The sequence below is a fragment of the Xylophilus sp. Leaf220 genome, from assembly GCF_001421705.1.
Classification (GTDB): domain Bacteria; phylum Pseudomonadota; class Gammaproteobacteria; order Burkholderiales; family Burkholderiaceae_C; genus Xylophilus.
Genome location: NZ_LMKO01000026.1, coordinates 1 through 21,403 on the forward strand (window position 1 = coordinate 1; position 21,403 = coordinate 21,403).

17 protein-coding genes and 1 pseudogene are annotated in these 21,403 nt (G+C 68.8%); 10 read left to right on the plus strand and 8 right to left on the minus strand.

What is annotated here, in order from left to right; all coding sequences use genetic code 11:
• Positions 1 to 76: 76 nt before the first annotated feature.
• The 4 genes and pseudogenes from ASE76_RS20195 to ASE76_RS17290 form a co-directional block, all read right to left on the minus strand.
• Positions 77 to 409, minus strand: a pseudogene (locus ASE76_RS20195) (hypothetical protein); the annotation flags it as partial.
• A gap of 280 nt (positions 410 to 689) precedes the next feature.
• On the minus strand, positions 690 to 1,442 hold the full coding sequence (locus tag ASE76_RS20200) for a hypothetical protein (protein ID WP_082448690.1): 753 nt from the start codon (positions 1,440 to 1,442) through the stop codon (positions 690 to 692).
• A gap of 74 nt (positions 1,443 to 1,516) precedes the next feature.
• Positions 1,517 to 2,371, minus strand: a complete 855-nt coding sequence (locus tag ASE76_RS20720) for a hypothetical protein (protein WP_156362857.1) — start codon at positions 2,369 to 2,371, stop codon at positions 1,517 to 1,519.
• Between the two features lie 36 nt (positions 2,372 to 2,407).
• The gene (locus ASE76_RS17290; protein ID WP_055842453.1) at positions 2,408 to 4,645 is read right to left on the minus strand and encodes an NADP-dependent isocitrate dehydrogenase; all 2,238 of its coding nucleotides are present in this window, start codon (positions 4,643 to 4,645) and stop codon (positions 2,408 to 2,410) included.
• 180 nt (positions 4,646 to 4,825) lie between these two features.
• Here ASE76_RS17290 and ASE76_RS17295 point away from each other — a divergent pair, with 180 nt between their 5' ends.
• From ASE76_RS17295 to ASE76_RS17340, 10 genes are all read left to right on the plus strand, one after another.
• Positions 4,826 to 5,866 (plus strand): aliphatic amidase, encoded by a 1,041-nt coding sequence (locus ASE76_RS17295; protein WP_055842457.1) that lies wholly within the window; start codon positions 4,826 to 4,828, stop codon positions 5,864 to 5,866.
• Between the two features lie 19 nt (positions 5,867 to 5,885).
• Positions 5,886 to 6,725: a CbbQ/NirQ/NorQ/GpvN family protein gene (locus ASE76_RS17300; RefSeq protein WP_236698510.1), complete on the plus strand. Its 840-nt coding sequence runs from the start codon at positions 5,886 to 5,888 to the stop codon at positions 6,723 to 6,725.
• Between the two features lie 13 nt (positions 6,726 to 6,738).
• Complete coding sequence (locus ASE76_RS17305; protein WP_236698511.1) at positions 6,739 to 8,562, plus strand: nitric oxide reductase activation protein NorD; 1,824 nt, start codon at positions 6,739 to 6,741, stop codon at positions 8,560 to 8,562.
• 85 nt (positions 8,563 to 8,647) lie between these two features.
• The gene (locus tag ASE76_RS17310; RefSeq protein WP_055842463.1) at positions 8,648 to 9,694 is read left to right on the plus strand and encodes a homocysteine S-methyltransferase family protein; all 1,047 of its coding nucleotides are present in this window, start codon (positions 8,648 to 8,650) and stop codon (positions 9,692 to 9,694) included.
• A 118-nt stretch (positions 9,695 to 9,812) separates the two neighbouring features.
• A complete protein-coding gene (locus tag ASE76_RS17315) occupies positions 9,813 to 10,523 on the plus strand; it encodes an SH3 domain-containing protein (protein ID WP_055842466.1) in 711 nt (236 codons plus the stop codon).
• A gap of 101 nt (positions 10,524 to 10,624) precedes the next feature.
• Positions 10,625 to 11,473, plus strand: coding sequence for an archaetidylserine decarboxylase (gene asd, locus ASE76_RS17320; RefSeq protein ID WP_055842470.1), 849 nt, complete (start codon positions 10,625 to 10,627; stop codon positions 11,471 to 11,473).
• Between the two features lie 162 nt (positions 11,474 to 11,635).
• On the plus strand, positions 11,636 to 12,922 hold the full coding sequence (locus tag ASE76_RS17325; RefSeq protein WP_055842473.1) for an efflux RND transporter periplasmic adaptor subunit: 1,287 nt from the start codon (positions 11,636 to 11,638) through the stop codon (positions 12,920 to 12,922).
• A 60-nt stretch (positions 12,923 to 12,982) separates the two neighbouring features.
• Positions 12,983 to 16,144, plus strand: a complete 3,162-nt coding sequence (locus ASE76_RS17330) for an efflux RND transporter permease subunit (RefSeq protein ID WP_055842476.1) — start codon at positions 12,983 to 12,985, stop codon at positions 16,142 to 16,144.
• Positions 16,141 to 17,679: an efflux transporter outer membrane subunit gene (locus ASE76_RS17335; protein WP_304437655.1), complete on the plus strand. Its 1,539-nt coding sequence runs from the start codon at positions 16,141 to 16,143 to the stop codon at positions 17,677 to 17,679. Before ASE76_RS17330 ends, ASE76_RS17335 begins: the two co-directional genes overlap by 4 nt.
• Before the next feature lie 4 nt (positions 17,680 to 17,683).
• On the plus strand, positions 17,684 to 18,691 hold the full coding sequence (locus tag ASE76_RS17340; RefSeq protein ID WP_055842479.1) for a hypothetical protein: 1,008 nt from the start codon (positions 17,684 to 17,686) through the stop codon (positions 18,689 to 18,691).
• Between the two features lie 28 nt (positions 18,692 to 18,719).
• Here ASE76_RS17340 and ASE76_RS17345 read toward each other — a convergent pair whose 3' ends face one another.
• Genes ASE76_RS17345 through ureE form a run of 4 tightly spaced genes read right to left on the minus strand, consistent with a single transcriptional unit; the run spans position 18,720 to position 21,392 of the window.
• On the minus strand, positions 18,720 to 19,217 hold the full coding sequence (locus ASE76_RS17345; protein WP_055842482.1) for a putative toxin-antitoxin system toxin component, PIN family: 498 nt from the start codon (positions 19,215 to 19,217) through the stop codon (positions 18,720 to 18,722).
• A complete protein-coding gene (gene ureG / locus ASE76_RS17350) occupies positions 19,214 to 19,876 on the minus strand; it encodes an urease accessory protein UreG (protein ID WP_055842484.1) in 663 nt (220 codons plus the stop codon). Before ureG ends, ASE76_RS17345 begins: the two co-directional genes overlap by 4 nt.
• A 6-nt stretch (positions 19,877 to 19,882) precedes the next feature.
• The gene (locus ASE76_RS17355; RefSeq protein WP_055842488.1) at positions 19,883 to 20,575 is read right to left on the minus strand and encodes an urease accessory protein UreF; all 693 of its coding nucleotides are present in this window, start codon (positions 20,573 to 20,575) and stop codon (positions 19,883 to 19,885) included.
• Entirely contained in the window at positions 20,568 to 21,392 is an 825-nt protein-coding gene (ureE, locus tag ASE76_RS17360; RefSeq protein ID WP_055842491.1) for an urease accessory protein UreE, read from the minus strand. The genes ASE76_RS17355 and ureE overlap by 8 nt, the downstream gene beginning before the upstream one ends.
• Positions 21,393 to 21,403: the final 11 nt, after the last annotated feature.

A 21,403-nucleotide genomic window follows, 5' to 3' on the forward strand; every position in this document is an offset into this window, starting at 1 on the left:
TTGCAAGAAAACAGGTACTGGCAAAACCATATCTTGCAAATCCCGCGCCCATCAACCCGAAGAACTACGAACCAGATCAACGGCTTGCGGGTTGTTCAGGGCGGACTAAAGACCATGCATCTTGAAGAATAGTTCTGACTTGTATCTCGCAGATCAATTGTTTGAGGTCGTCATAACGAGCGCCACTATTTTTCTTTTTAATCTTGACTAAATAGTGCAGGGCACCATACCCAAATTTTTCGGTATTGTGCTCCTGAAGTTTGTTTTGCTTTTCAACTACGTCAAATTCTTTTTCGATGATTTTTTCAATCCTTGGTAGATCGGATGGGTAAAGATAGACAATTCTTACTCCCGCCAAGTCGGTTATCTCCTTTAGAGGATCTGAGTAGTTTTTTCTACCTATTTTCTCGCAGTAGCTATTTAATTATTTTGCGCGACATGACGTGTGTGCAATTTCTATTCCTGCTGCTTCGATCTTTGAACTAATTGTGTATTCTACCTCTTCGCAAATCTTTTCATAACTTGGTAGAAGGTGAAGATAGCTTCTTACTATCTCTGGTGTGTCTTTCCAAATTTTGTCAATGGTATTTTTGTTCATTTTGCGTGTGTTGCAATGCACTTAGAATGCTTGTGCTAACGCTGGCGTTAAGTGGCGGCGTAGCCGTCCGTTTTTAAAGAATTGTTAGAACTCACTTTGGAATAATGGAGCTTAATTCGTGGCTGACCGGTATTTTGTAGTGACGCAGTAAGTCACCAACATTAATGCCTACTATCTTACGGACCGCGCCAAGAGAAAAGTTTAGTTCGTCAGTTCTTGGATTGTCTGGAGTTGTATTCATATAGTGCCGACATGCGCGAATGAGTGACTCCGTAATTACCGACAGAGGAGACTCTGGATCGATCTCGGCGCGAATCGCTGTGAGAGACGTGCGCAGATCTTTCAGTGAGTTTAGAACTCTACGGGGATCCTCTTGTGCGTATGGTTGGTAAAGTGCGCTTTTGTCTTCGAGGATGCTTACGACACGGCGAGCAAGAGGCATGTCGTGACGATGCGGAAGAAATTGAAAAACAAGTCGCTTGCCTCCCTCTAGGCATTCTTTCATCAACGCTTCATGATCATGCTTCCATTTGCGCAGATAGTCTGCCGGGTAGCTTTTACCTTGATTCTTATCAACTAAGTCTGCGCAAGCGCCACATAACCATATTGCGTTGCTGATGCCCTTTCGCTCCTGCTCTGACTGAGACATGTCATATCTTGGCCCGCCGGGACTGGCGGCGCATATATGAGCAGCTTCCCCTGTTTTTATGGAGCTATTGGGTAACGCTTGATCGGGCCCTATCGTGATTCGATGGCACGAAGGATTGCTACAGATATAGGTAGCTCGTTCCGCAACTTTACGAACAACTCCAGCAGGAAAGTCTTGTCTAATGGATTTCGACATATACGGAACCTGTGTGAGTGAGTTCTAACGTTTGAGTTCAGCGGCTGCCGAAGGCAGTCCGCTGAAACGAGGGGTTAGATTGCGGCCGTAAGTAGCCGCCCGACCAAGAAGGCGAACGCCCCGGCGTATGCGACTACTAGCCAAGCCGAATTCTTGAACCTATTCGCCCATGGCGTGGGGCCTGAGCGACGAACAAATACGTTTGCGATCGATGTCAACGCCGTCATAAGAACGAGCAAGAAGGCGAGGACACATACGGATCCCACTTCCGACTTCGACATTGAGGTATGCAACAGCGCGATGATCATGGCGGAGAGCATCGCAACTAGTGCGCCAAGCGTCCATAGAGAAATATCTCCAGCGAGTCGCCTTGCAAAGCCCCCGAGCATTCCGCGGGTTGCGTCAACGGTCTTCGCGTTCTTGCTAACAAACTCAAGATCTTTTAAGAAAAGCGCGAGTAAGCACATTAAAAGTCCGCCCACTCCAATACTGTTTACTAGCGGCGCGAGGGTGTTGCCGACACGTTCGAAATACGAGAGAGCAGTCGAGCCAACCAATGTGATAGCGAGGATGCCTGTAGCCAAAGAGACAGCTAACCAAACGATAGTACGGAACAGCAAGTCGCGATACAGGCGGCTCTTCAAATACTGATCGAATTCGTTTACGTCGGTAGACATGGTGGGAGTGATGTGGCTGTAGCAATCTAACGTGAACTGGACAACAGTTTTAAAGCTGCCGTGTCCGATAAAAAAGGCAGTCCTACGTCGTGTCTTCAAAACTCCAGCATTCGCCCATTTGGGCAAATCTAAAAATTCCAGAATGAACTCATCGGCGGCCACGTAGTACCAAAGCACATCGACGAAGGTCCATCTTGTGCGCCAATACCGATGAAAAGCCAAACCCGCCGTCTCGGCTGGTATGGCTTTCATCGATCAAAAAGCACCGCTGTTAGCCGGCAAACACCATCAGCTCGTCACAGCCTCCAACGCCGCATTCAACGTCCCACTAGGCCGCATCACCGCCTCCGTCTTCTTCGGATCGGTCAGGTAGTACCCCCCGATATCCGCCGGCTTGCCCTGCACATCCGCCAGCTCGCCCACGATCTTCTGCTCGTTCGCAGCCAAAGTCTTCGCCAGTTCCGCGAACTTGCCCGCCAGGGCGGTGTCCTCGGTCTGCGCGGCCAGTTCCTGGGCCCAGTACAGGGCCAGGTAGAACTGGCTGCCGCGGTTGTCCAGCTGGCCGGTCTTGGGGCTGGGGTTCTTGTTGTTGTCCAGAAGCTTGCCAGTGGCGGTGTCCAGCGTCTTGGCCAGCAGGGTGGCCTGCTGGTTGCCGGTCTTCAGGCCCAGGTCTTCCAGGCTCACGGCCAGGGCCAGGAATTCGCCCAGCGAATCCCAGCGCAGGTGGTTCTCTTCCACCAGCTGCTGCACGTGCTTGGGCGCAGAGCCGCCGGCACCCGTTTCGTACATGCCGCCGCCGGCCATCAGGGGCACGACCGACAGCATCTTGGCGCTGGTGCCCAGCTCCATGATCGGGAACAGGTCGGTCAGATAGTCGCGCAGGATGTTGCCGGTGACGCTGATGGTGTCCAGGCCGCGGATCACCCGCTCCAGCGTGTAGCGCATCGCCCGCACCTGGCTCATGATCTGGATGTCCAGGCCGCTGGTGTCGTGCTCCTTCAGGTAGGTCTTGACCTTCTTGATGACCTCGTTCTCGTGCGGGCGGTACGGGTCCAGCCAGAAGACCGCCGGCATGCCGGAGTTGCGGGCGCGGGTCACGGCCAGCTTCACCCAGTCGCGGATCGGGGCGTCCTTGACCTGGCACATGCGCCAGATGTCGCCCTGCTCGACGTTCTGGCTCAGCAGCACTTCGCCGGTCGCCAGGTCGACGATGTTGGCCACGCCGGCTTCGGGCACCTCGAAGGTCTTGTCGTGCGAGCCGTACTCTTCGGCCTGCTGGGCCATCAGGCCCACGTTGGGCACGGTGCCCATGGTCTTCGGGTCGAAGTTGCCGTGCCATTTGCAGAAGTTGATGATCTCCTGATAAATGCGGGCGAACGTGCTCTCGGGGATCACCGCCTTGGTGTCCTTCAGGCGGCCGTCGGCGCCCCACATCTTGCCGCCGTTGCGGATCATGGCGGGCATCGATGCATCGACGATCACGTCGTTGGGCGAGTGGAAGTTGGTGATGCCTTTTGCCGAATCGACCATCGCCAGCTCGGGGCGGTGCTCGTGGCAGGCGTGCAGGTCACGCTTGATCTCGTCCTGCTGGGCGCTCGGCAGGGTGGCGATCTTGTTGTACAGGTCGACCATGCCGTTGTTGACGTTGACGCCCAGCTCCTCGAAGACCTTGGCGTGCTTGGCGAAGGCTTCCTTGTAGAAGATGCGCACCGCGTGGCCGAAGACGATGGGGTGCGACACCTTCATCATCGTGGCCTTGACGTGCAGCGAGAGCATCACACCGGTCTTGTGCGCGTCCTCGATCTCCTTCTCGTAGAACTCGAGCAAAGCGGTCTTGCTCATGAACATGCTGTCGATGATCTCGCCATCCTTCAGCGAGACCTTGGCCTTCAGCACGGTGGTCTTGCCGCTCTTGCCGACCAGCTCCATCTTCACGTCGCGCGCCTTGTCGAGCGTCATCGATTTCTCGCCGTGGTAGAAGTCGCCGTGGTGCATGTGCGAGACATGCGAGCGCGAGGCCTGGCTCCACTCGGCCATGCTGTGCGGGTTCTTGCGGGCGTATTCCTTGACGGCCTTGGGCGCGCGGCGGTCGGAGTTGCCTTCACGCAATACAGGGTTCACCGCGCTGCCGATGCACTTGTTGTAGCGGGCGCGGATGTCCTTCTCTTCGTCGGTGGTCGGGTTCTCGGGGTAGTCGGGAATCGCGTAGCCCTTGCCCTGCAGTTCCTTGATGGCGGCCACCAGCTGCGACACCGATGCGCTGATGTTGGGCAGCTTGATGATGTTGGCGTCGGGCGAGAGCGTCAGCTTGCCGAGTGCGGCCAGGTTGTCGGGCACGCGCTGGGCTTCGGTGAGGCGCTCGGGGAACTGGCCCAGGATGCGGCCGGCGACCGAGATGTCGCTGGTCTCGACGTTGATGCCCGCAGGCTTGGCGAAGGTCCGCACGATCGGCAGGAAGGCGGCGGTCGCCAGGGCCGGGGCCTCGTCGGTCAGCGTGTAGATGATGGTCGGTTGCGTCGTGCTCATGCGCTTGGGTTCCTTGGGAGGGGGGACGGATCAACAACCGATGATTTTCGCGCTTTCTGGCGGCGGGGGTCCGGGATGCCCCCTGGCGGCCGTCGGCCTACGTCGTTCGACGTATTCGCAGGGGCGGCGCGCGTTCCCAGAATCGGGTGGTTTCCACCCCCGACACAGAAGGCGCAGACCATGATCCACGGCGATATTTCCAGCAGCAAGGACACGGTAGGCGTGGCCGTCGTCAACTACAAGATGCCCCGCCTGCACACCAAGGCTGAGGTGCTCGACAACGCGCGCAAGATCGCCGACATGCTGGTCGGCATGAAATCGGGCCTGCCGGGCATGGACCTGGTGATCTTCCCCGAGTACAGCACCCACGGCATCATGTACGACGCCCAGGAGATGTACGCCACCGCCGCCACCGTGCCCGGCGAAGAGACCGAGATCTTCGCCGCCGCCTGCCGCAAGGCCAAGGTGTGGGGCGTGTTCTCGCTCACCGGCGAGCAGCACGAGGAGCATCCGTACAAGGCGCCCTACAACACCCTGATCCTGATGAACGACCAGGGCGAGATCGTGCAGAAGTACCGCAAGATCATGCCCTGGGTGCCGGTCGAGGGCTGGTACCCCGGCAACTGCACCTACGTGAGCGAGGGCCCCAAGGGCCTGAAGATCAGCCTGATCATCTGCGACGACGGCAACTACCCCGAGATCTGGCGCGACTGCGCGATGAAGGGCGCGGAACTCATCGTGCGCTGCCAGGGCTACATGTACCCGGCCAAGGAGCAGCAGATCCTCATGAGCAAGGCGATGGCCTTCGCCAACAACAGCTACGTGGCGGTGGCCAACGCGTCGGGCTTCGACGGGGTGTACAGCTACTTCGGCCACAGCGCGCTGATCGGCTTCGACGGCCGCACGCTGGGCGAATGCGGCGAGGAAGACTACGGCGTGCAGTACGCCGCGCTCTCCACCAGCCTGATCCGCGACTTCCGCAAGAACGGCCAGAGCGAAAACCACCTGTTCAAGCTGCTGCACCGCGGCTACACCGGCATGATCAATTCGCAGGAGGGCGACCAGGGCGTGGCCGCCTGCCCGTACGACTTCTACACCCGCTGGGTCAACGATCCCGAGGGCACCCGCAAGGCGGTCGAGGCGATCACCCGGCCGATGGTGGGCACCGAAGAGTGCCCGATCGAGGGCATTCCCAACCCCGCCACCGCCGGCCACCGCTGAGGTGACCGCGACGACGACGATGACCACCATGCCCCCGGAGGCCGTGGCGGCGGCAGCGTCCCCGCTCGACGGCTGGCGGCTGCCCGCCGAGCCGCACTGGCAGCCGGTGGCGGGCGAGGTGGCGGCTTTCGAGGCGGCCGCCGCGGTGCGGCTGCCGGTGCTGCTCACCGGGCCCACCGGCTGCGGCAAGACCCGCTTCGTCGAGCACATGGCCTGGCGCCTGGGCCGGCCCCTGGTCACCGTGGCCTGCCACGAGGACCTGACCGCCGGCGACCTGGTCGGCCGCTGGCTGCTGGATGCCGACGGCACCCGCTGGCAGGACGGCCCGCTGGCCCTGGCCGCGCGGCACGGCGGCATCTGCTACCTGGACGAGCTGGTCGAGGCGCGCAGCGACGCGGTGGTGGTGCTGCATCCGCTGGCCGACGCCCGCCGGGTGCTGCCGCTCGACCGCCGCAGCGAGCTGCTGCCGGCGCACCCCGATTTCCTGCTGGTCGCCAGCTACAACCCCGGCTACCACGGGCTGCACAAGGCGCTGAAGCCCTCCACCCGCCAGCGCTTCACCGCGCTGGCCTTCGACTACCCGGCGGCCGAGGTCGAGGCGGCCATCGTCGCGGCCGAGGGCGGCGTGGCGGCCGACCTGGCCGCCCGGCTGGTGGCCCTGGCCGGCCGCACCCGCCGGCTGCAGGACCAGGGGTTGGAGGAGGGCGCCTCGACCCGGCTGCTGGTGCATGCGGCCCAACTGGTGCGCGCCGGCCTGCCGCCGCGCGCCGCCTGCCTGCAGGCCGTCGCGGCACCGCTGGCCGACGATGCGGAGCGCGGGGCGGTGCTGCGCGATCTGGTGCATGCGGCCTTCGCCTGAGGCGGGGGCGACCGTGTTGCAGTCGCACGCGCAGGCCACGGTCCCCCATCCGACCGCACCGTCGCAGTCGCCGTTGCAGGCGCTCGCGCCGGCACCTGCAGCGCGAGCCGCATCGGCCCCGCAGGGCGCGGCCACTGCGCCTTCCATCGGCCGCTGGCCGGCGTATCTTTTCGCCCTGTGGGGCCTGCCCACGCGGGTGGCAACTCTGGACGAGCCGGCCACGCGCACGGCCACCGCCACCGCGCTGCGCCCGGTGCTGACCGGCCGCGCGCCCGAGCCCGCCGTGCTGCACCTGCCGCCCGCACCGCCCCCGCCACCACCCGGCTGGACCCAGGCCACCGCCAGCCATGCCGCGGCCCATTGGCGCTTCGGCGGCCCGCCCGCGCCGCGGGCCAGGCTCAAGCCGGTGCAGCAGGCCCTCTTCGGCGCGTTGGAGGATGCGCGGGTCGAATGGCTGGCGCTGCAGGAGCTGCCCGGCCTGCGCGGCATCTGGCTGCCCTTCCATGCCGGGCCGGACGCGCCGCAGGGCCTGCAGTTCGAGGCACTGCTGGCGCGCCTGTCGCACTGCCTGCTGGACCCGGGCCATGCCGATCCGCATCCCTGGGTGGCGCGCGCCCGGGCGGTGTTCTACACCCCGCAGGGCGGCCTGGCGCTGCGCGATACGGCCGAGGTGCGGCAGGCCGCGTCGGTGCTGGGCCACGACATCGGCCAGATGCGCCTGCCCTTCAACGCCGCCACCTATCGGGTACACGCCGCCTACCGCGACGACCACCACTGGCTGTGGGAACCCGACGACACGCTGCCGCCCTCGGCCACGCCGCTGGAGGGCGGCGGCAGCGGCGCGTCGGCGGCACCCGCGCCCGATGCGGTGCAGCGGCCCCGCCCGCCCGATGCCGCCCGCGCGGCGGAGCAGGGCGATCCGGGCGAAGGCGCCGGGCCCGGCGGGGGCACGCCGGTCGCCTATGCCGAATGGGACGCGCGCATCGGCCGCTACCGGCCCGCGTGGTGCCAGGTGTTCGAGCATCCGCCGCGCCCGGTGGGCCCGGCCGCGCGGCGGCAGGCCGCCGCCGGCGTGTCCGCCCTGGCCCGCCGCTGCGCGCAGGCCCTGCCTGCGGGCGGCGCGCTGCGCCCCGCCGGCCGCGCGGCCCGGGGCGAAGATTTCCACGCCGCGGCGTTGGTCGAAGCGCGCCTGCAGCAGCGCCTGCGCCAGACGCCCGCGGCCGACCCGTACCGCCGGCTGCAGCCCGACCACCGGCCGCTGGCGGTCGCGGTGCTGCTCGACACCTCCGTCTCCACCGGCGACGCGGTGCCCGGGGGCCGGCCGATCGACCGGCTGGGCACGGTGGCGCTGGCCACGCTGCAGGCCCTGGCCCTGCGCGGCCACCGCGGCGCGCTGTGGTCCTTCGCCTCCCGGGGCCGGCACCGGATCGACCTCGCCTGCCTGCAGACCTGGGCCGACACGGTCGACACGCCGGCGGTCGCGGCGCGTATCGCGGAACTGGCCTGCGCCGGTTCCACCCGGCTCGGCACGGTGCTGCGCCACGGCCTGGCCGCCTGCGGGCAGGATGCCGCCGGCGCCGCGCAGCACCGGCCGCTGGTGCTGCTGCTGACCGACGGCGAGGCGCACGACGTGGACGTGCACACGCCCGGCTACCTGCAGGCCGACCTGGCCCGCGCGGTGGAGGAGGCGGCCGCGCAGGGCATCGCCGTGCGCTGCCTGGCGGTGCCGCCGGCCCGCCCGGCCGCGCTGGTGCGCGCGTTCGGGCCCGGCGGTGCGGCGGTGCTGCGGCATGCGGCGCAGCTGCCGCAGGTGCTGGGCCGGTTGCTGCGGACCTGAGCGGGGCCCAGCGGTGTTGAATGGGCCTGCCGTGCATGCCCCTGGACAGCCCGCGGCACGGCGCCTTTCCTACAATCGCGCACCTATGTCCACGCCCGCCTACACCCGCGCCGCCCAGCTGCCCGCCATCCTCGAACAGCGCATCGCCATCCTCGACGGTGCGATGGGCACCATGATCCAGCGCTTCAAGCTGGACGAGGCACAGTACCGGGGCACGCGCTTCGCCGACTTCCACAAGGACGTGAAGGGCAACAACGAGCTGCTGTCGCTCACCCGGCCCGACGTGATCCGCGACATCCACGAGCGCTACCTGGCCGCCGGCGCCGACCTGATCGAGACCAACACCTTCGGCGCCACCACCATCGCCCAGGACGACTACGAGATGGCGCACCTGGCGCGCGAGATGAACCTGGAGTCGGCCCGCATCGCCCGAGCCGCCTGCGACAAGTACAGCACGCCCGAAAAGCCCCGCTTCGTGGCCGGCGCCCTGGGCCCGACGCCCAAGACCGCCAGCATCAGCCCCGACGTGAACGACCCTGGCGCCCGCAACGTCGATTTCGAGAGCCTGCGCGCCGCCTACTACGAGCAGACCGCGGCGCTGGTCGAGGGCGGTGCCGACGTGATCCTGGTCGAGACCATCTTCGACACCCTCAACGCCAAGGCCGCGCTGTTCGCGGTGGACGAATTCTTCGAGGCCAGCGGCGAGCGCCTGCCGCTGATCATCAGCGGCACCGTCACCGACGCGTCGGGCCGCATCCTGTCGGGCCAGACCGTCACCGCCTTCTGGCACAGCGTGCGCCATGCGCGGCCGCTGGCCATCGGCCTCAACTGCGCCTTGGGCGCCGCGCTGATGCGGCCCTACGTGCAGGAGCTGAACCGGGTGGCCGAAGACACCTACATCTGCTGCTACCCCAATGCCGGCCTGCCCAACCCGATGAGCGACACCGGCTTCGACGAGACGCCCGACGTGACCGCCCGGCTGCTGCACGACTTCGCGGAAGAAGGGCTGGTCAACATCGTCGGCGGCTGCTGCGGCACCACGCCCGACCACATCGGCGCGATCGGCCAGGCGGTGGCCGCGATGCCGGTGCGGCCGCTGGCGGCCAACTCCGCTGCTTTGTCACGTCTGTAAAGCGCCGGTCGCCGGGGTGCATCGCCCCGGCAAAGAAACCCGGATGCAATTGACCGGGGTGGGGCCGGGGGCTAAGGTGACCGCATGGCCCCGCCGTGCCGGGGCAGAGGAGTCCACCATGCAGATCCAGAGTTCGCGCATCGCCGCATCGGCCTGCCTCGGTGCCTTGTGCATCGCCTTCCTTCCCGCCGCGGCGCAGGCCCAGCCCGCCAGCCAGGCCGTCACCAACACCGGCGTCAACGTACGTGCCGGCCCCGGCGGCAACTACCCGGTGGTCGCGCAGCTGGCCCCCGGCACCCACCTGGGCGTGGCCGGCTGCACCGCCGGGTACCAGTGGTGCGACGTGCTGCTGCCCGGCGGCCCGCGCGGCTGGGTCTATGCCTCCAGCCTGTCGTATCCCTTCCAGGGCCGGCCGGCACCGGTGGCGCAGTACGGCGCCGCGGTGGGCATTCCGCTGATCAGCTTCGCCATCGGCAACTACTGGGGCGCGCACTACCGCGACCGGCCGTTCTACGGCGACCGCCGCTACTGGGGCGGCCACCCGCCGCCACCGCCGCGCTATGTGCAGCCCCGCCCGCCGCAGCCGCACTGGGTGGGCGGCCCCCGGCCCGACCCCCGGCCGCATTTCCGGGACGGCGGCCCGCCCCACTTCCGCGGCGACGACCACCGGGGCGGCCCCGGCCCGCGCGGCCCGCACGGCGATCGGCATGACCGCGGGGACAGGGGCGATCATCGCGGCGACCGCGGCGACCGCGGCGACCGCGGCGACCGCGGCGACCGCGGAGGCCACGGCGGCCCTGGGGGCCACGGCGGTCGCGGCGACCGGTAATGCGGCCGGCGGCGGGCCGCGGTAACGGGTTAGTGCGCGTGGCGGGCGGCAGGTATCCCTGCCTAGAATGGAACGCTGTCCCCACGCCCGAAGAACGAGACATGTCCGACCGCTTCAAAGTCCTGCCCCAGTACGCATTGCCCAAACGCGGTTTGACCGATTTCGCCGGCTGGGTCGCATCCAAGAAGCGCGGCCGCACCACCACCGGCCTGATCCGCTGGTTCGTCGGCAAGTACAAGGTGAGCATGGACGAGGCGCTGCAGCCCGACATCACCCAGTACGCCACCTTCAACGATTTCTTCACTCGGGCCCTGAAGCCCGGCGCCCGCCCGATCGCCGATGCGCCCCTGGTCTGCCCGGTGGACGGCGCGATCAGCCAGTTCGGCGCGGTGCAGGACGACCAGATCTTCCAGGCCAAGGGCCACAGCTACAGCACGACCGCCCTGGTCGGCGGCGACGCCGCGCTGGCCGCGCAGTTCACCCACGGCAGCTTCGCCACGGTGTATCTGAGCCCCCGCGACTACCACCGCATCCACATGCCCTGCGACGGGCGGCTGCGGCGCATGGTGTACGTGCCGGGCGCACTGTTCTCGGTCAACCCGCTCACCGCCCGCGGCGTGCCCGGCCTGTTCGCCCGCAACGAGCGGGTGGTGTGCGAGTTCTCCACCGCCTTCGGCCCCTTCGTCCTGGTGCTGGTGGGCGCGACCATCGTCGGCAGCATGGAGACGGTCTGGCACGGCACGGTCAACGCCTCCCGCAGCAAGGAAGTGCGCACCTGGAACTACGACGACCAGGACGTGCGGATCGCCAAGGGGGCGGAGATGGGCCGGTTCCTGCTCGGCTCCACCGTGGTGATGCTGTTCCCGAAGGCGGCGGGGGTGCGCTTCGATCCGGCCTGGGGGCCGGGCGGGGCGGTGCGGCTGGGCGAGCCGATGGCCCGGATCGGCTGAGCGCGGCCGGCCCGGGCGGGGTGCCCGGAAGCGGTCGAGGGGAGAGGGTGCAAAACAACACCGGCATCCGATCGTCCGGGCAAAATGTGAACGAATGTTGCCGCTTCATTCCCGGTTAACACAGCGCCGCCACCATCGCCCGTCCCTCCCAATCCAGAACCCATGAAGAACGTCCGATCGCTGCTGCCCGCAGTGCAGTGCCAGCCCGTGCTGGCGCTCATCCTCCTGGCGGCGCTGGCCGGCTGTTCCCGCAAGGCCGAAGCACCGCCGCCGGCGGGGCCGGCCGAGGTGGGCGTCTACGTCTTGAAGACGCAGCGCCAGGCCTTCACCACCGAGCTGCCGGGCCGCACCAGCGCGTTCCTGACGGCCGACATCCGGCCGCAGGTGGGCGGTATCGTGCAGAAGCGGCTGTTCACCGAAGGCGCGACCGTCAAGGCCGGGCAGGTGCTCTACCAGCTGGACCCGTCCACCTACCAGGCGGCGCAGGCCAGCGCCCAGGCCACGCTGGCGCGCAACCGGGCCACCGCCGGGGCGGCCGAGGTGACGGCCGGGCGCAACGCCGAGCTGGTGCGGATCGACGCGGTCAGCAAGCAGCTCAACGACCAGAGCCAGGCGGCGCTCGCCCAGGCGCAGGCCGACGTGGCCACTGCCCAGGCGTCGGTCGAGACGGCGCGGATCAACCTGGGCTTCACCCGCATCACCGCGCCGATCTCGGGGCGCATCGGCACTTCGGCGGTAACCCCTGGCGCGCTGGTGACCGCCAACCAGACGACCGCGCTGGCGACCATCCAGCAGCTCGACCCGCTCTATGTCGACGTGACCCAGTCCAGCGCCGAGGTGCTGCGCCTGAAGCGCGATTTCGCGGCCGGCCGGCTGACCCGCAGCGGCCCCGACGCGGCCCGCATCCGGCTGATCCTGGAGGACGGCAGCCGCTACGCCCGCGAGGGCCGGTTGCAGTTCGCCGGTCTGAGCGTCAATGCCACCACCGGCGCGGTCACGCTGCGCGCCACGGTGCCCAACCCCGACGGCCTGCTGCTGCCCGGCATGTACGTGCGGGCGGTGGTCGAGGAAGGAGTGGACGAGGACGCGCTGCTGGCGCCCCAGCAGGGCATCCAGCGCGACGCGGTCGGCCGCGCCACCGCGCTGGTGGTCGATGCCGAGGACAAGGTGGTGCGCCGCCAGGTCACCGTGGGCCGCGCGGTGGGCAACCGCTGGGTGGTGCAGAAGGGCCTGAACGCCGGCGACCGGCTGCTGGTCGAGGGCTCGATGCGGGCCCGGGTGGGCGAGAAGGTCAAGCCGGTGACGGTGGACGTGCCCGAGGCGCCGACCGGGGCGGGTGCCGCGCCGACCGGGGCCGCGGGCAGCGCGCCGGCGGCCACCGGCAACATGCCGGCCGCGGCCGGCACCGCGCCGCAAGCCGCCGCTGCCGCCCCCGCCGCGGCGCGCTGACGCGCCCCCCGCGCCGATCCCGCTCGCAGCCCGCACGCCCTTCAGGACGCACGCACCGCCATGGCACGTTTCTTCATCGACCGGCCCATCTTCGCCTGGGTCATCGCCATCGTCATCATGCTGGCGGGCGCGATGTCCATCCGCACGCTGCCGCTGGAGCAGTACCCCAACATCGCGCCGCCCTCGGTGTCGATCACGGCCAACTACACCGGCGCCTCGGCCAAGACGGTGGAGGACTCGGTCACCCAGGTGATCGAGCAGCAGTTGAAGGGCATCGACAACCTGATCTACATGGCGGCCACCAGCAGCTCGTCGGGCCAGTCGCGCACCACGCTCACCTTCAACGCCGGCACCAACCCCGACGTGGCGCAGATGCAGGTGCAGAACAAGCTGCAGCAGGCGATGCCGAGGCTGCCGCAGTCGGTGCAGAGCCAGGGCGTCACCGTCACCAAGGCGGGCAGCGACTTCCTGATGATCGTCTCGCTGTTCTCGGAGAACCCGCAGCTCTCGCGGACCGACGTGGGCGACTACATCCAGAGCAACCTGGTCGACGTGATCGGCCGGATCGACGGCGTGGCCGAGGTGCAGGTGCTGGGTTCGGGCTATGCGATGCGCATCTGGCTCGACCCGCGCAAGCTGGAGAAATTCGCGCTGATCCCGTCCGACGTGGGCACCGCGCTCAACGCGCAGAACGCGCAGGTCTCGGCCGGCCAGCTGGGCGGGCTCCCGGCCACTTCGCAGCAGCTGCTCAACGCCACCGTCACCGCCCGCAGCAAGCTCACCACGCCCGAGCAGTTCGAGAACGTGGTGCTGCGCGCGGCGGCCGACGGCTCGCTGGTGCTCCTGAAGGACGTGGCCCGGGTCGAGCTGGGCGCCGAGAGCCTGACGATCCAGTCGCGCCTGGCCGGCAGCGCCTCGGCCGGCATGGGCATCGTGCTGGCCAACGGCGCCAACGCGCTGAAGGTGTCCGAGGCGGTGGTCGCCCGGGTCAAGGAGCTCGAGCCCTTCTTCCCCAACCAGATGAAAGCGATCGTCAACTACGACACCACGCCCTTCGTGCAGGCCTCGATCCACGAGGTGGTCAAGGCGCTGGCCGAGGCGATGCTGCTGGTCGTGCTGATCATGTACCTGTTCCTGCAGAACTGGCGCGCCACGCTGATCCCGGCGATCGCGGTGCCGGTGGTGCTGCTGGGCACCTTCGGCGTGCTGTCGGTGCTGGGCTATTCGATCAACACCCTCACCATGTTCGGCATGGTGCTGGCCATCGGCCTGCTGGTCGACGATGCGATCGTGGTGGTCGAGAACGTCGAGCGGGTCATGACCGAGGAGGGCCTGAGCCCGAAGGAGGCCACCCGCAAGTCGATGGACGAGATCACGCCGGCGCTGGTCGGCATCGCGATGGTGCTGTCGGCGGTGTTCATCCCGATGGCCTTCTTCGGCGGTTCCACCGGCATCATCTACCGGCAGTTCTCGATCACCATCGTCTCGGCGATGGCGCTGTCGGTGCTGGTGGCGCTCACCCTCACGCCGGCGCTCTGCGTGACGATGCTCAAGCACCAGCCGCACGACGAGGCCGGCCACCGCACGGTGCGCCGCGGCCCGCTGGGCTGGCTCGACCGCTTCTTCCTGTGGTTCAACCGCGGCTTCGACCGCACCGCGCACGGCACCGAGCGCACCGTGGGCTACATCGCCCGGCGCGGCAAGCGCACGATGCTGGTCTACCTGCTGCTGGCCGGCGGCATGGCGGTGCTGTTCATGCGGCTGCCCACCTCGTTCCTGCCGGTGGAGGACCAGGGCATCCTGACCGCCGACATCCGGCTGCCGCCCGGCGCGACCGACGTGCGCATCCAGCAGGTGGTGGCGCAGTTCGAGGACTACATCCGCCAGCAGCCCGAAGTGATCACCTACAACGTCTCCACCGGTACCGGCGGCGACCAGGGGTCGGGCCGCGCCTTCATCAAGCTCAAGCCCTGGGAGGAGCGCCCCGGTCCCGACCAGACGGCCGACGCCATCGCCAAGCGGGCCAACGCGGCGCTGGCCAAGATCCGCGACGCGCGGGTGCTGGTGCTGCTGCCGCCGGCGGTGCGCGGGCTGGGCGCCAACGCCGGCTTCAACTTCCACATCGAGGATACCGGCGCCCTGGGCCACGATGCGCTGGTGAAGGCGCGCGACCGCTTCATCGCCGAGACGCGCAAGGACGCGCAATTGACCGGCGTGCGCTCCAACAACCTGGAGGACGCGGCGCAGTTCGCGGTCGACATCGACGACCGCCGCGCCGGCGCGCTGGGCCTGGCCACGGCGGACATCAACAGCACCCTCTCGACCGCCCTGGGTGGCACCTACGTCAACGACTTCATCGACCGGGGCCGGGTCAAGCGGGTCTACATGCAGGGCGACGCGCCCTTCCGGATGCTGCCCGACGACATCGGCCGCTGGACGGTGCGCAACACCAGCGGGCAGATGGTGCCGTTCTCGTCCTTCTCGTCGCAGCAGTGGAGCTACGGCTCGCCGCAGCTGCAGCGCTACAACGGCCGGCCGTCGTTCGAGATGGTGGGCAGCGCGGTCACCGGCGTCAGTTCGGGCGCGGCGATGGAGAAGGTCGAGCGGATCATGGCCGACATGCCGCAGGGCATCGCCCACGAATGGACCGGCGCCTCCTTCGAGGAGCGCCGCTCGGGCGCGCAGGCGCCGCTGCTCTACGCCGTCTCGATCCTGTTCGTGTTCCTGTGCCTGGCCGCGCTGTACGAGAGCTGGTCGGTGCCGTTCTCGGTGATCCTGGTGGTGCCGCTGGGCATCGTCGGCGCGGTGCTGTTCACCGGCGTGCGCGGCATGTCGAACGACGTGTACTTCCAGGTGGGGCTGCTCACCACCGTCGGCCTGTCGTGTAAGAACGCGATCCTGATCGTCGAGTTCGCCAAGCAGCTGCAGGAGCAGGGCAAGGACCTGTTCGAGGCCACGCTGGAGGCGGTGCGCCTGCGGCTGCGGCCGATCCTGATGACCTCGCTGGCCTTCGGCTTCGGCGTGCTGCCGCTGGTGATCGGCACCGGCGCCGGTGCCGGCGGCCGCCAGGCCATCGGCACCGCGGTGTTCGGCGGCATGGTGAGCGCCACGGTGCTCGGCGTGTTCTTCGTGCCGGTGTTCTTCGTGCTGATCCGCGGCTTCTTCGGCGAACGCCGCCGCAAGACGCCCGACGGCACGGCCGAGGAAGGACATCCGGCATGAGCGCCTGCCACACCGCCCCCGCGCCGACCGCCGCCCTCCGCCCCACCACGCCCGCCATGACCCGCGTCCTCTACGCCACCCGGCCGCTGCCCGGCCACCCCGCCGGCGGACTGCGTGCCGCGCTGCGGCTGACCGTGCTGTGCGCCGCCGCCCTGGTCGCCGCCTGCGGAAGCCTGGCGCCGGCCTACCGGCAGCCTGCCGCGCCGATCCCGGCCGACTGGAAGCCCGGTGCCGCCGCACCGGTCGCCGGTGCGCCCGCCGCCACCGCCACGCCGCCGCAGGAACTGGCCTGGCGCGATTTCTTCCTCGACCCGCGGCTGCGCACCGTGGTCGGCCTGGCGCTGGAGAACAACCGCGACCTGCGGGTGGCGGCCCTCAACATCGAGCGGGCCCGCGCCCAGTACGGCATCCAGCGTGCCAACCTGTTCCCGTCGGTCAACGCCAGCGGCGGCGCCAGCCGCAGCCGCACCGCGGCCGACACGGCGGCCAGCGGACGCTCTGCCACCGGCAACCAGTTCAACGCCGGCATCGGCTTCGCCAGCTACGAGGTCGACCTGTTCGGCCGGCTGAACAACCTGAACGACGCGGCGCTGCAGACCTTCTTCTCCACCGCCGACACCCGCCGCAGCGTGCAGATCAGCCTGGTCGGCGACACCGCCACCGCCTGGCTCACGCTGGCGGCCGACCTGCGGCGGCTGCAGCTGGCGCAGGAGACCCTCAAGAGCCAGCAGGCCTCGTACGAGCTGACCCGCCGCGCCCACGACCTGGGTGCCGAATCGGGCCTGACGCTGGCGCAGGCCCGCACCACCGTCGATTCGGCCCGCTCCGACGTGGCCGGCTTCACCCGGCAGGCCGCGCAGGACCGCAATGCGCTGGCCCTGCTGGTCGGCGCGCCGGTGGACGACGCGCTGCTGCCCACCGCCGAAGACGTGACCGTGCCGGCCGCGGCGCTGGTCGCGGTGCCGGCCGGCCTGCCGTCGGAGCTGCTGCAGAGCCGGCCCGACGTGCTGGCCGCCGAACACACCCTGCAGGGCGCAGGCGCCAGCATCGGCGCGGCGCGGGCCGCCTTCTTCCCGCGGATCACCCTCACCGCCTCGGCCGGCAGCGCCAGCCGCGAGTTGGACCGGCTCTTCGCAGGCGGCAACGGCACCTGGAGCTTCTCGCCCCAGATCGTGCTGCCGATCTTCAACGCCGGCGCACTGCGCGCCAGCCTCGACGTGGCGCTGATCACCCGCGACATCAACGTCGCCCAGTACGAGAAGACGCTGCAGACCGCGTTTCGCGAAGTGAGCGACGCCCTCGACGCCCGCGCCAACCTGGGCGAGCAGCTCGATGCCCAACGCTCGCTGCGCGATTCGACGGCCACCGTGCTGCAGCTGTCGCAGGCGCGGTTCCGCACCGGGCTCGACAGCTACCTGGACGTGCTGGTCTCGCAGCGCGCGTTCTACACCGCCGGGCAGAACCTGATCACCCTCCAGCTGGCGGAGCAGGCCAACCGGATCACGCTCTACCGGGTGATGGGCGGTGGCGCGTAGCCCCATGCGTGTCGCGGCCATGCTGGTCGGGCTGTGCTGGGCCCTGCTCGCATCCGGCGCGAACGCCGCGGCTTGCGATGCCGGAGCCTCCGATGCCTGCTATTTCGGCTTCGAGCCGCCGGCGGCGCAGGGGCGCCTGCACTACTACGCCTCGATTCCGCCAGGCACCGCCGCCGCCGCGCCGACCCGCGCGCTGATCGCCCTGCACGGCCATCCGCGCGATGCGGCCAAGACATTCGACGCCGCGCTGCGGGCGGTGCGCCAGCGCGGCCGCACGGGCGACACGCTGGTCGTCGCGCCGGTGTTCCAGGTCGACGCCACGCGCGCCGCCCGGTGCAGCACGCCCGGCGTGCCGGCCGCGCAGCCGGGCGACCTGCTGTGGACCTGCGCCTCGTGGCTGGAGGGCGCGCCGTCGGTCAACGGCGCAGGGCTGGGCGCGTTCGCCGCACTCGATGCGCTGGTGGCCGAGCTGGTGCGCCAATGGCCCGGCCTGCGGGTGGTGACGGTGGCCGGCTTCTCGGCCGGCGCGCAGATGGTCCAGCATGCGATCGCCTTCGCGGCGCCCGCGCCGGCCGGCGTGGCCCTGCGCTATGTCGTGGCCGACCCGGGCACCTGGCTGTACTTCGACGCGTTCCGGCCCGCGCCGGCCGACCCGGCCACCTGCCCCGAGGTGAACCGCTGGAAATACGGGCTCGAGGCCCTGCCGGCGCACCTGCCCCGCTCCGCGGAGCAGGCACGCTCGGCCTATGCCGCCGCCGAGATCCACTACCTCGAAGGGGCGCTGGACAGCGGCGAGGGGAAAGGCATCGCCTACCGCGCGCTCGACAAGTCCTGCGCCGCCGATGCGCAGGGCCCGTTCAGGCTGCAGCGCGGCCAGGCCTACGTGGCGCACGAAGGCACGCTGCGGGCCGCGCCGCGCGAACTGGTCGTCGTGCCCGGCTGCGCCCACGACGTGGCCTGCGTGTTCCCGGCGCCGGAGGCACGGGCGGCGCTGCTGGGGGCGCCGCCTTGACAGCGGCAAGAGGCGCGCGAACCGCCGGCTAGGCAGCGCGCGGCGGCAGCAGCACCGCCGGGTCGACCGCCGTGGTGTCCAGCACCGTCCCGATCCGGGCGCCGTGCGGCAGCACGCGCTTGCGCATGCACAGCACCGCGCGGTCCTTGCTCAGCAGTTGCGCGCGGTGCGCGACGGCCAGGTCGATGAAGCCCTGGTCGTCCGGGTCCTTGCAGGTGGCGGCGACCTTGGGCGCGACCGGGACGATGCGCGCGTGGCGGTCGAACCGGGCCAGCACGTCGGCCGCCTCCAGCCGGTAGAACGCCAGGCGCGGCACGATCTGCGGATAGGCCAGCACCCGGGCCAGCTCCACCCGCATCGCATCGGTCGCGATCCAGTCGTGGCTGCCGGCGGCCAGCGCGGCGCGCACCGGCGCGGCGGCGGTGTCGTCGAAGACGAACACGTCCAGCACGATGTTGGTGTCGAGCACCAGGCAAGGCCGCGCCGGCCCCGCGGCGGCCGCCACCGCCTCGGGCAGCGCGCTCAAGCCGCCTGCAGCATGCCGCGCTGCTCGATGAAGGCGATCACCTGCGCCAGGCCGTCCTGCGTCTTCAGGTTGGTCATGACGAAGGGGCGCAGGCCCTGGGCGTTGGTGCGCATGCGGACGGTGTCCGATTCCATCACCGCCAGGTCGGCGCCCACGTGCGGCGCCAGGTCGGTCTTGTTGATGACGAACAGGTCGCTCTTGGTGATGCCCGGGCCGCCCTTGCGCGGGATCTTCTCACCGGCGGCCACGTCGATCACGTAGATCGTCAGGTCGCTCAGCTCCGGGCTGAAGGTGGCGGCCAGGTTGTCGCCGCCGGATTCCACGAAGACGATGTCGGCGTCCGGAAACGCCTCCAGCATGCGGTCGATCGCCTCGAGGTTGATCGAGCAGTCCTCGCGGATCGCCGTGTGCGGGCAGCCACCGGTCTCGACGCCCAGGATGCGCTCGGCCGGCAGCGCTCCGCTCACCGTCAGGAGCCGCTGGTCTTCCTTGGTGTAGATGTCGTTGGTGATCGCGACCAGGTCGTACTGCGTGCGCATCGCCTTGCAGAGCATTTCGAGCAGCGTCGTCTTGCCCGAGCCGACCGGCCCGCCGATGCCGACGCGCAGCGGCGGGAGCTTCTTGGTGCGGTGGGGGATGTGGTGGAGTGCGGAGGTCATGGCGGATCAGCTTCTGAATAAACGGGAGTATTGGGTTTCGTGGCGGGCCGAGAGGATCGCGAGCATCGGGCTCAGGGCCTGGCGTTCGTCGTCGGGGAGCGCCATCGCGCGCTTGACGGCGAGGGGAATCGCATCGGCCAGGCGGCCCAGGATGCGCTGGCCGGCGCTCTGGCCGAGCGGTACCGACTTGAGGGCGGTCTGCACCATCGTCTCGGCCCAGCCGAAGGCGAAGGCGCTGCAGATGTCGACCGGCGCCGCATCGGTACGCGCCGCGGCGACGGCGAAGGCCACCGGGTAGGTCGGCTGCCAGCCGGCGAGCAGGCCCGCATCGGCCGGATGCAGGTTGCGCAGCCAGTCGGCCAGCGAGCGGCCCATCTGCTCGGTCTGCAGCCGCAGCTCGCTCGACTCGCGGCTGCGGCGCACCCAGTCGTCGAGCGTACGCAGGCGCGCGGCATCGCCGGCCCGGGCGGCCACCACACCCTGCGCCAGCACCGGCAGGTCGCTGCGGGCGAGCGAAAGGTGCAGCTGGTCGCAGATCCAGTCGGATGCTATCGATTCCGTAGCAACACCCCGGTATTCGACGCCGGCCTCGAGCCCTTCCGAGTATGAAAACCCGCCCACCGGCAGCGCCGGCGAGGCGAGCCAGATCAGTTGCAGCAGGCCGGCGCTGGCGCGCGGCGCCGGGGCGGCCTCAGGCATGGCCGGGACGCTTGGCGTGGAACTGCACGGCGACCGGCGCGGGAGCGGGCGCGTGGTCGTGACCGTGGTCGCCGTGCGCGCATCCGGGTCCGCGGACGTGGCCGGGCGCGCCATGCGCAGCGGGGGCAGGCGCCGCGGGGGTGTGGTCATGCGTATGGCCATGATCGTGGTGGCCGTGGGCGCATCCCGGGCCGTGGACGTGGCCGGGCGCGCCGTGGGCGGGCGCCGTATCGTGCGCGTGGCCGTGGCCGTGGCCGGCTTCGGCCGCAGGGGCGTGGGCGTGCTGCGGCGCGCCGTGGGCGTGGTCGTGACCATGCGCATGGCCGTGCCCGGCATGGCCGTGCGCGCCGTGGGACGCGCCGTGCGCCCCGTAGGCGCCGCCCTCGGGCTCGAACGGCTCGGTCGCCTCGCGCACGATCAGGTGCTGGGAGCGCAGCATCTCGGCCAGCACATGATCGGGCTCGATCTGCAGGTAGGCCGGGTTCAGCTCGATCGGCACATGGCGGTTGCCCAGGTGGTAGGCGGCGCGGGTCAGGTCGAAGGGCGTGCCGTGGGCGGTGCAGTGGGTGATGCGCAGCACCGGCTGTGCTGCTGCGACCACGCGGACCAGCGAGCCGTCCTCGGCCACCAGCACGTCGCCGCCGCGCACCAGCGTGCCGCGCGGCAGGAACACGCCGATGTGGCGGCCGCCGCTGTCGGTGGCGTCGAAACGGCTTTTCTGGCGCACGTCCCAGTCGAGTTCGACGGTGGCGGCGCGCTTCAAGAGGACGGGCGCGAGGCCGCGGCCCTGGGGCATGAGTTTGTTGGCGGTGAGCATGGGGTGCAGTG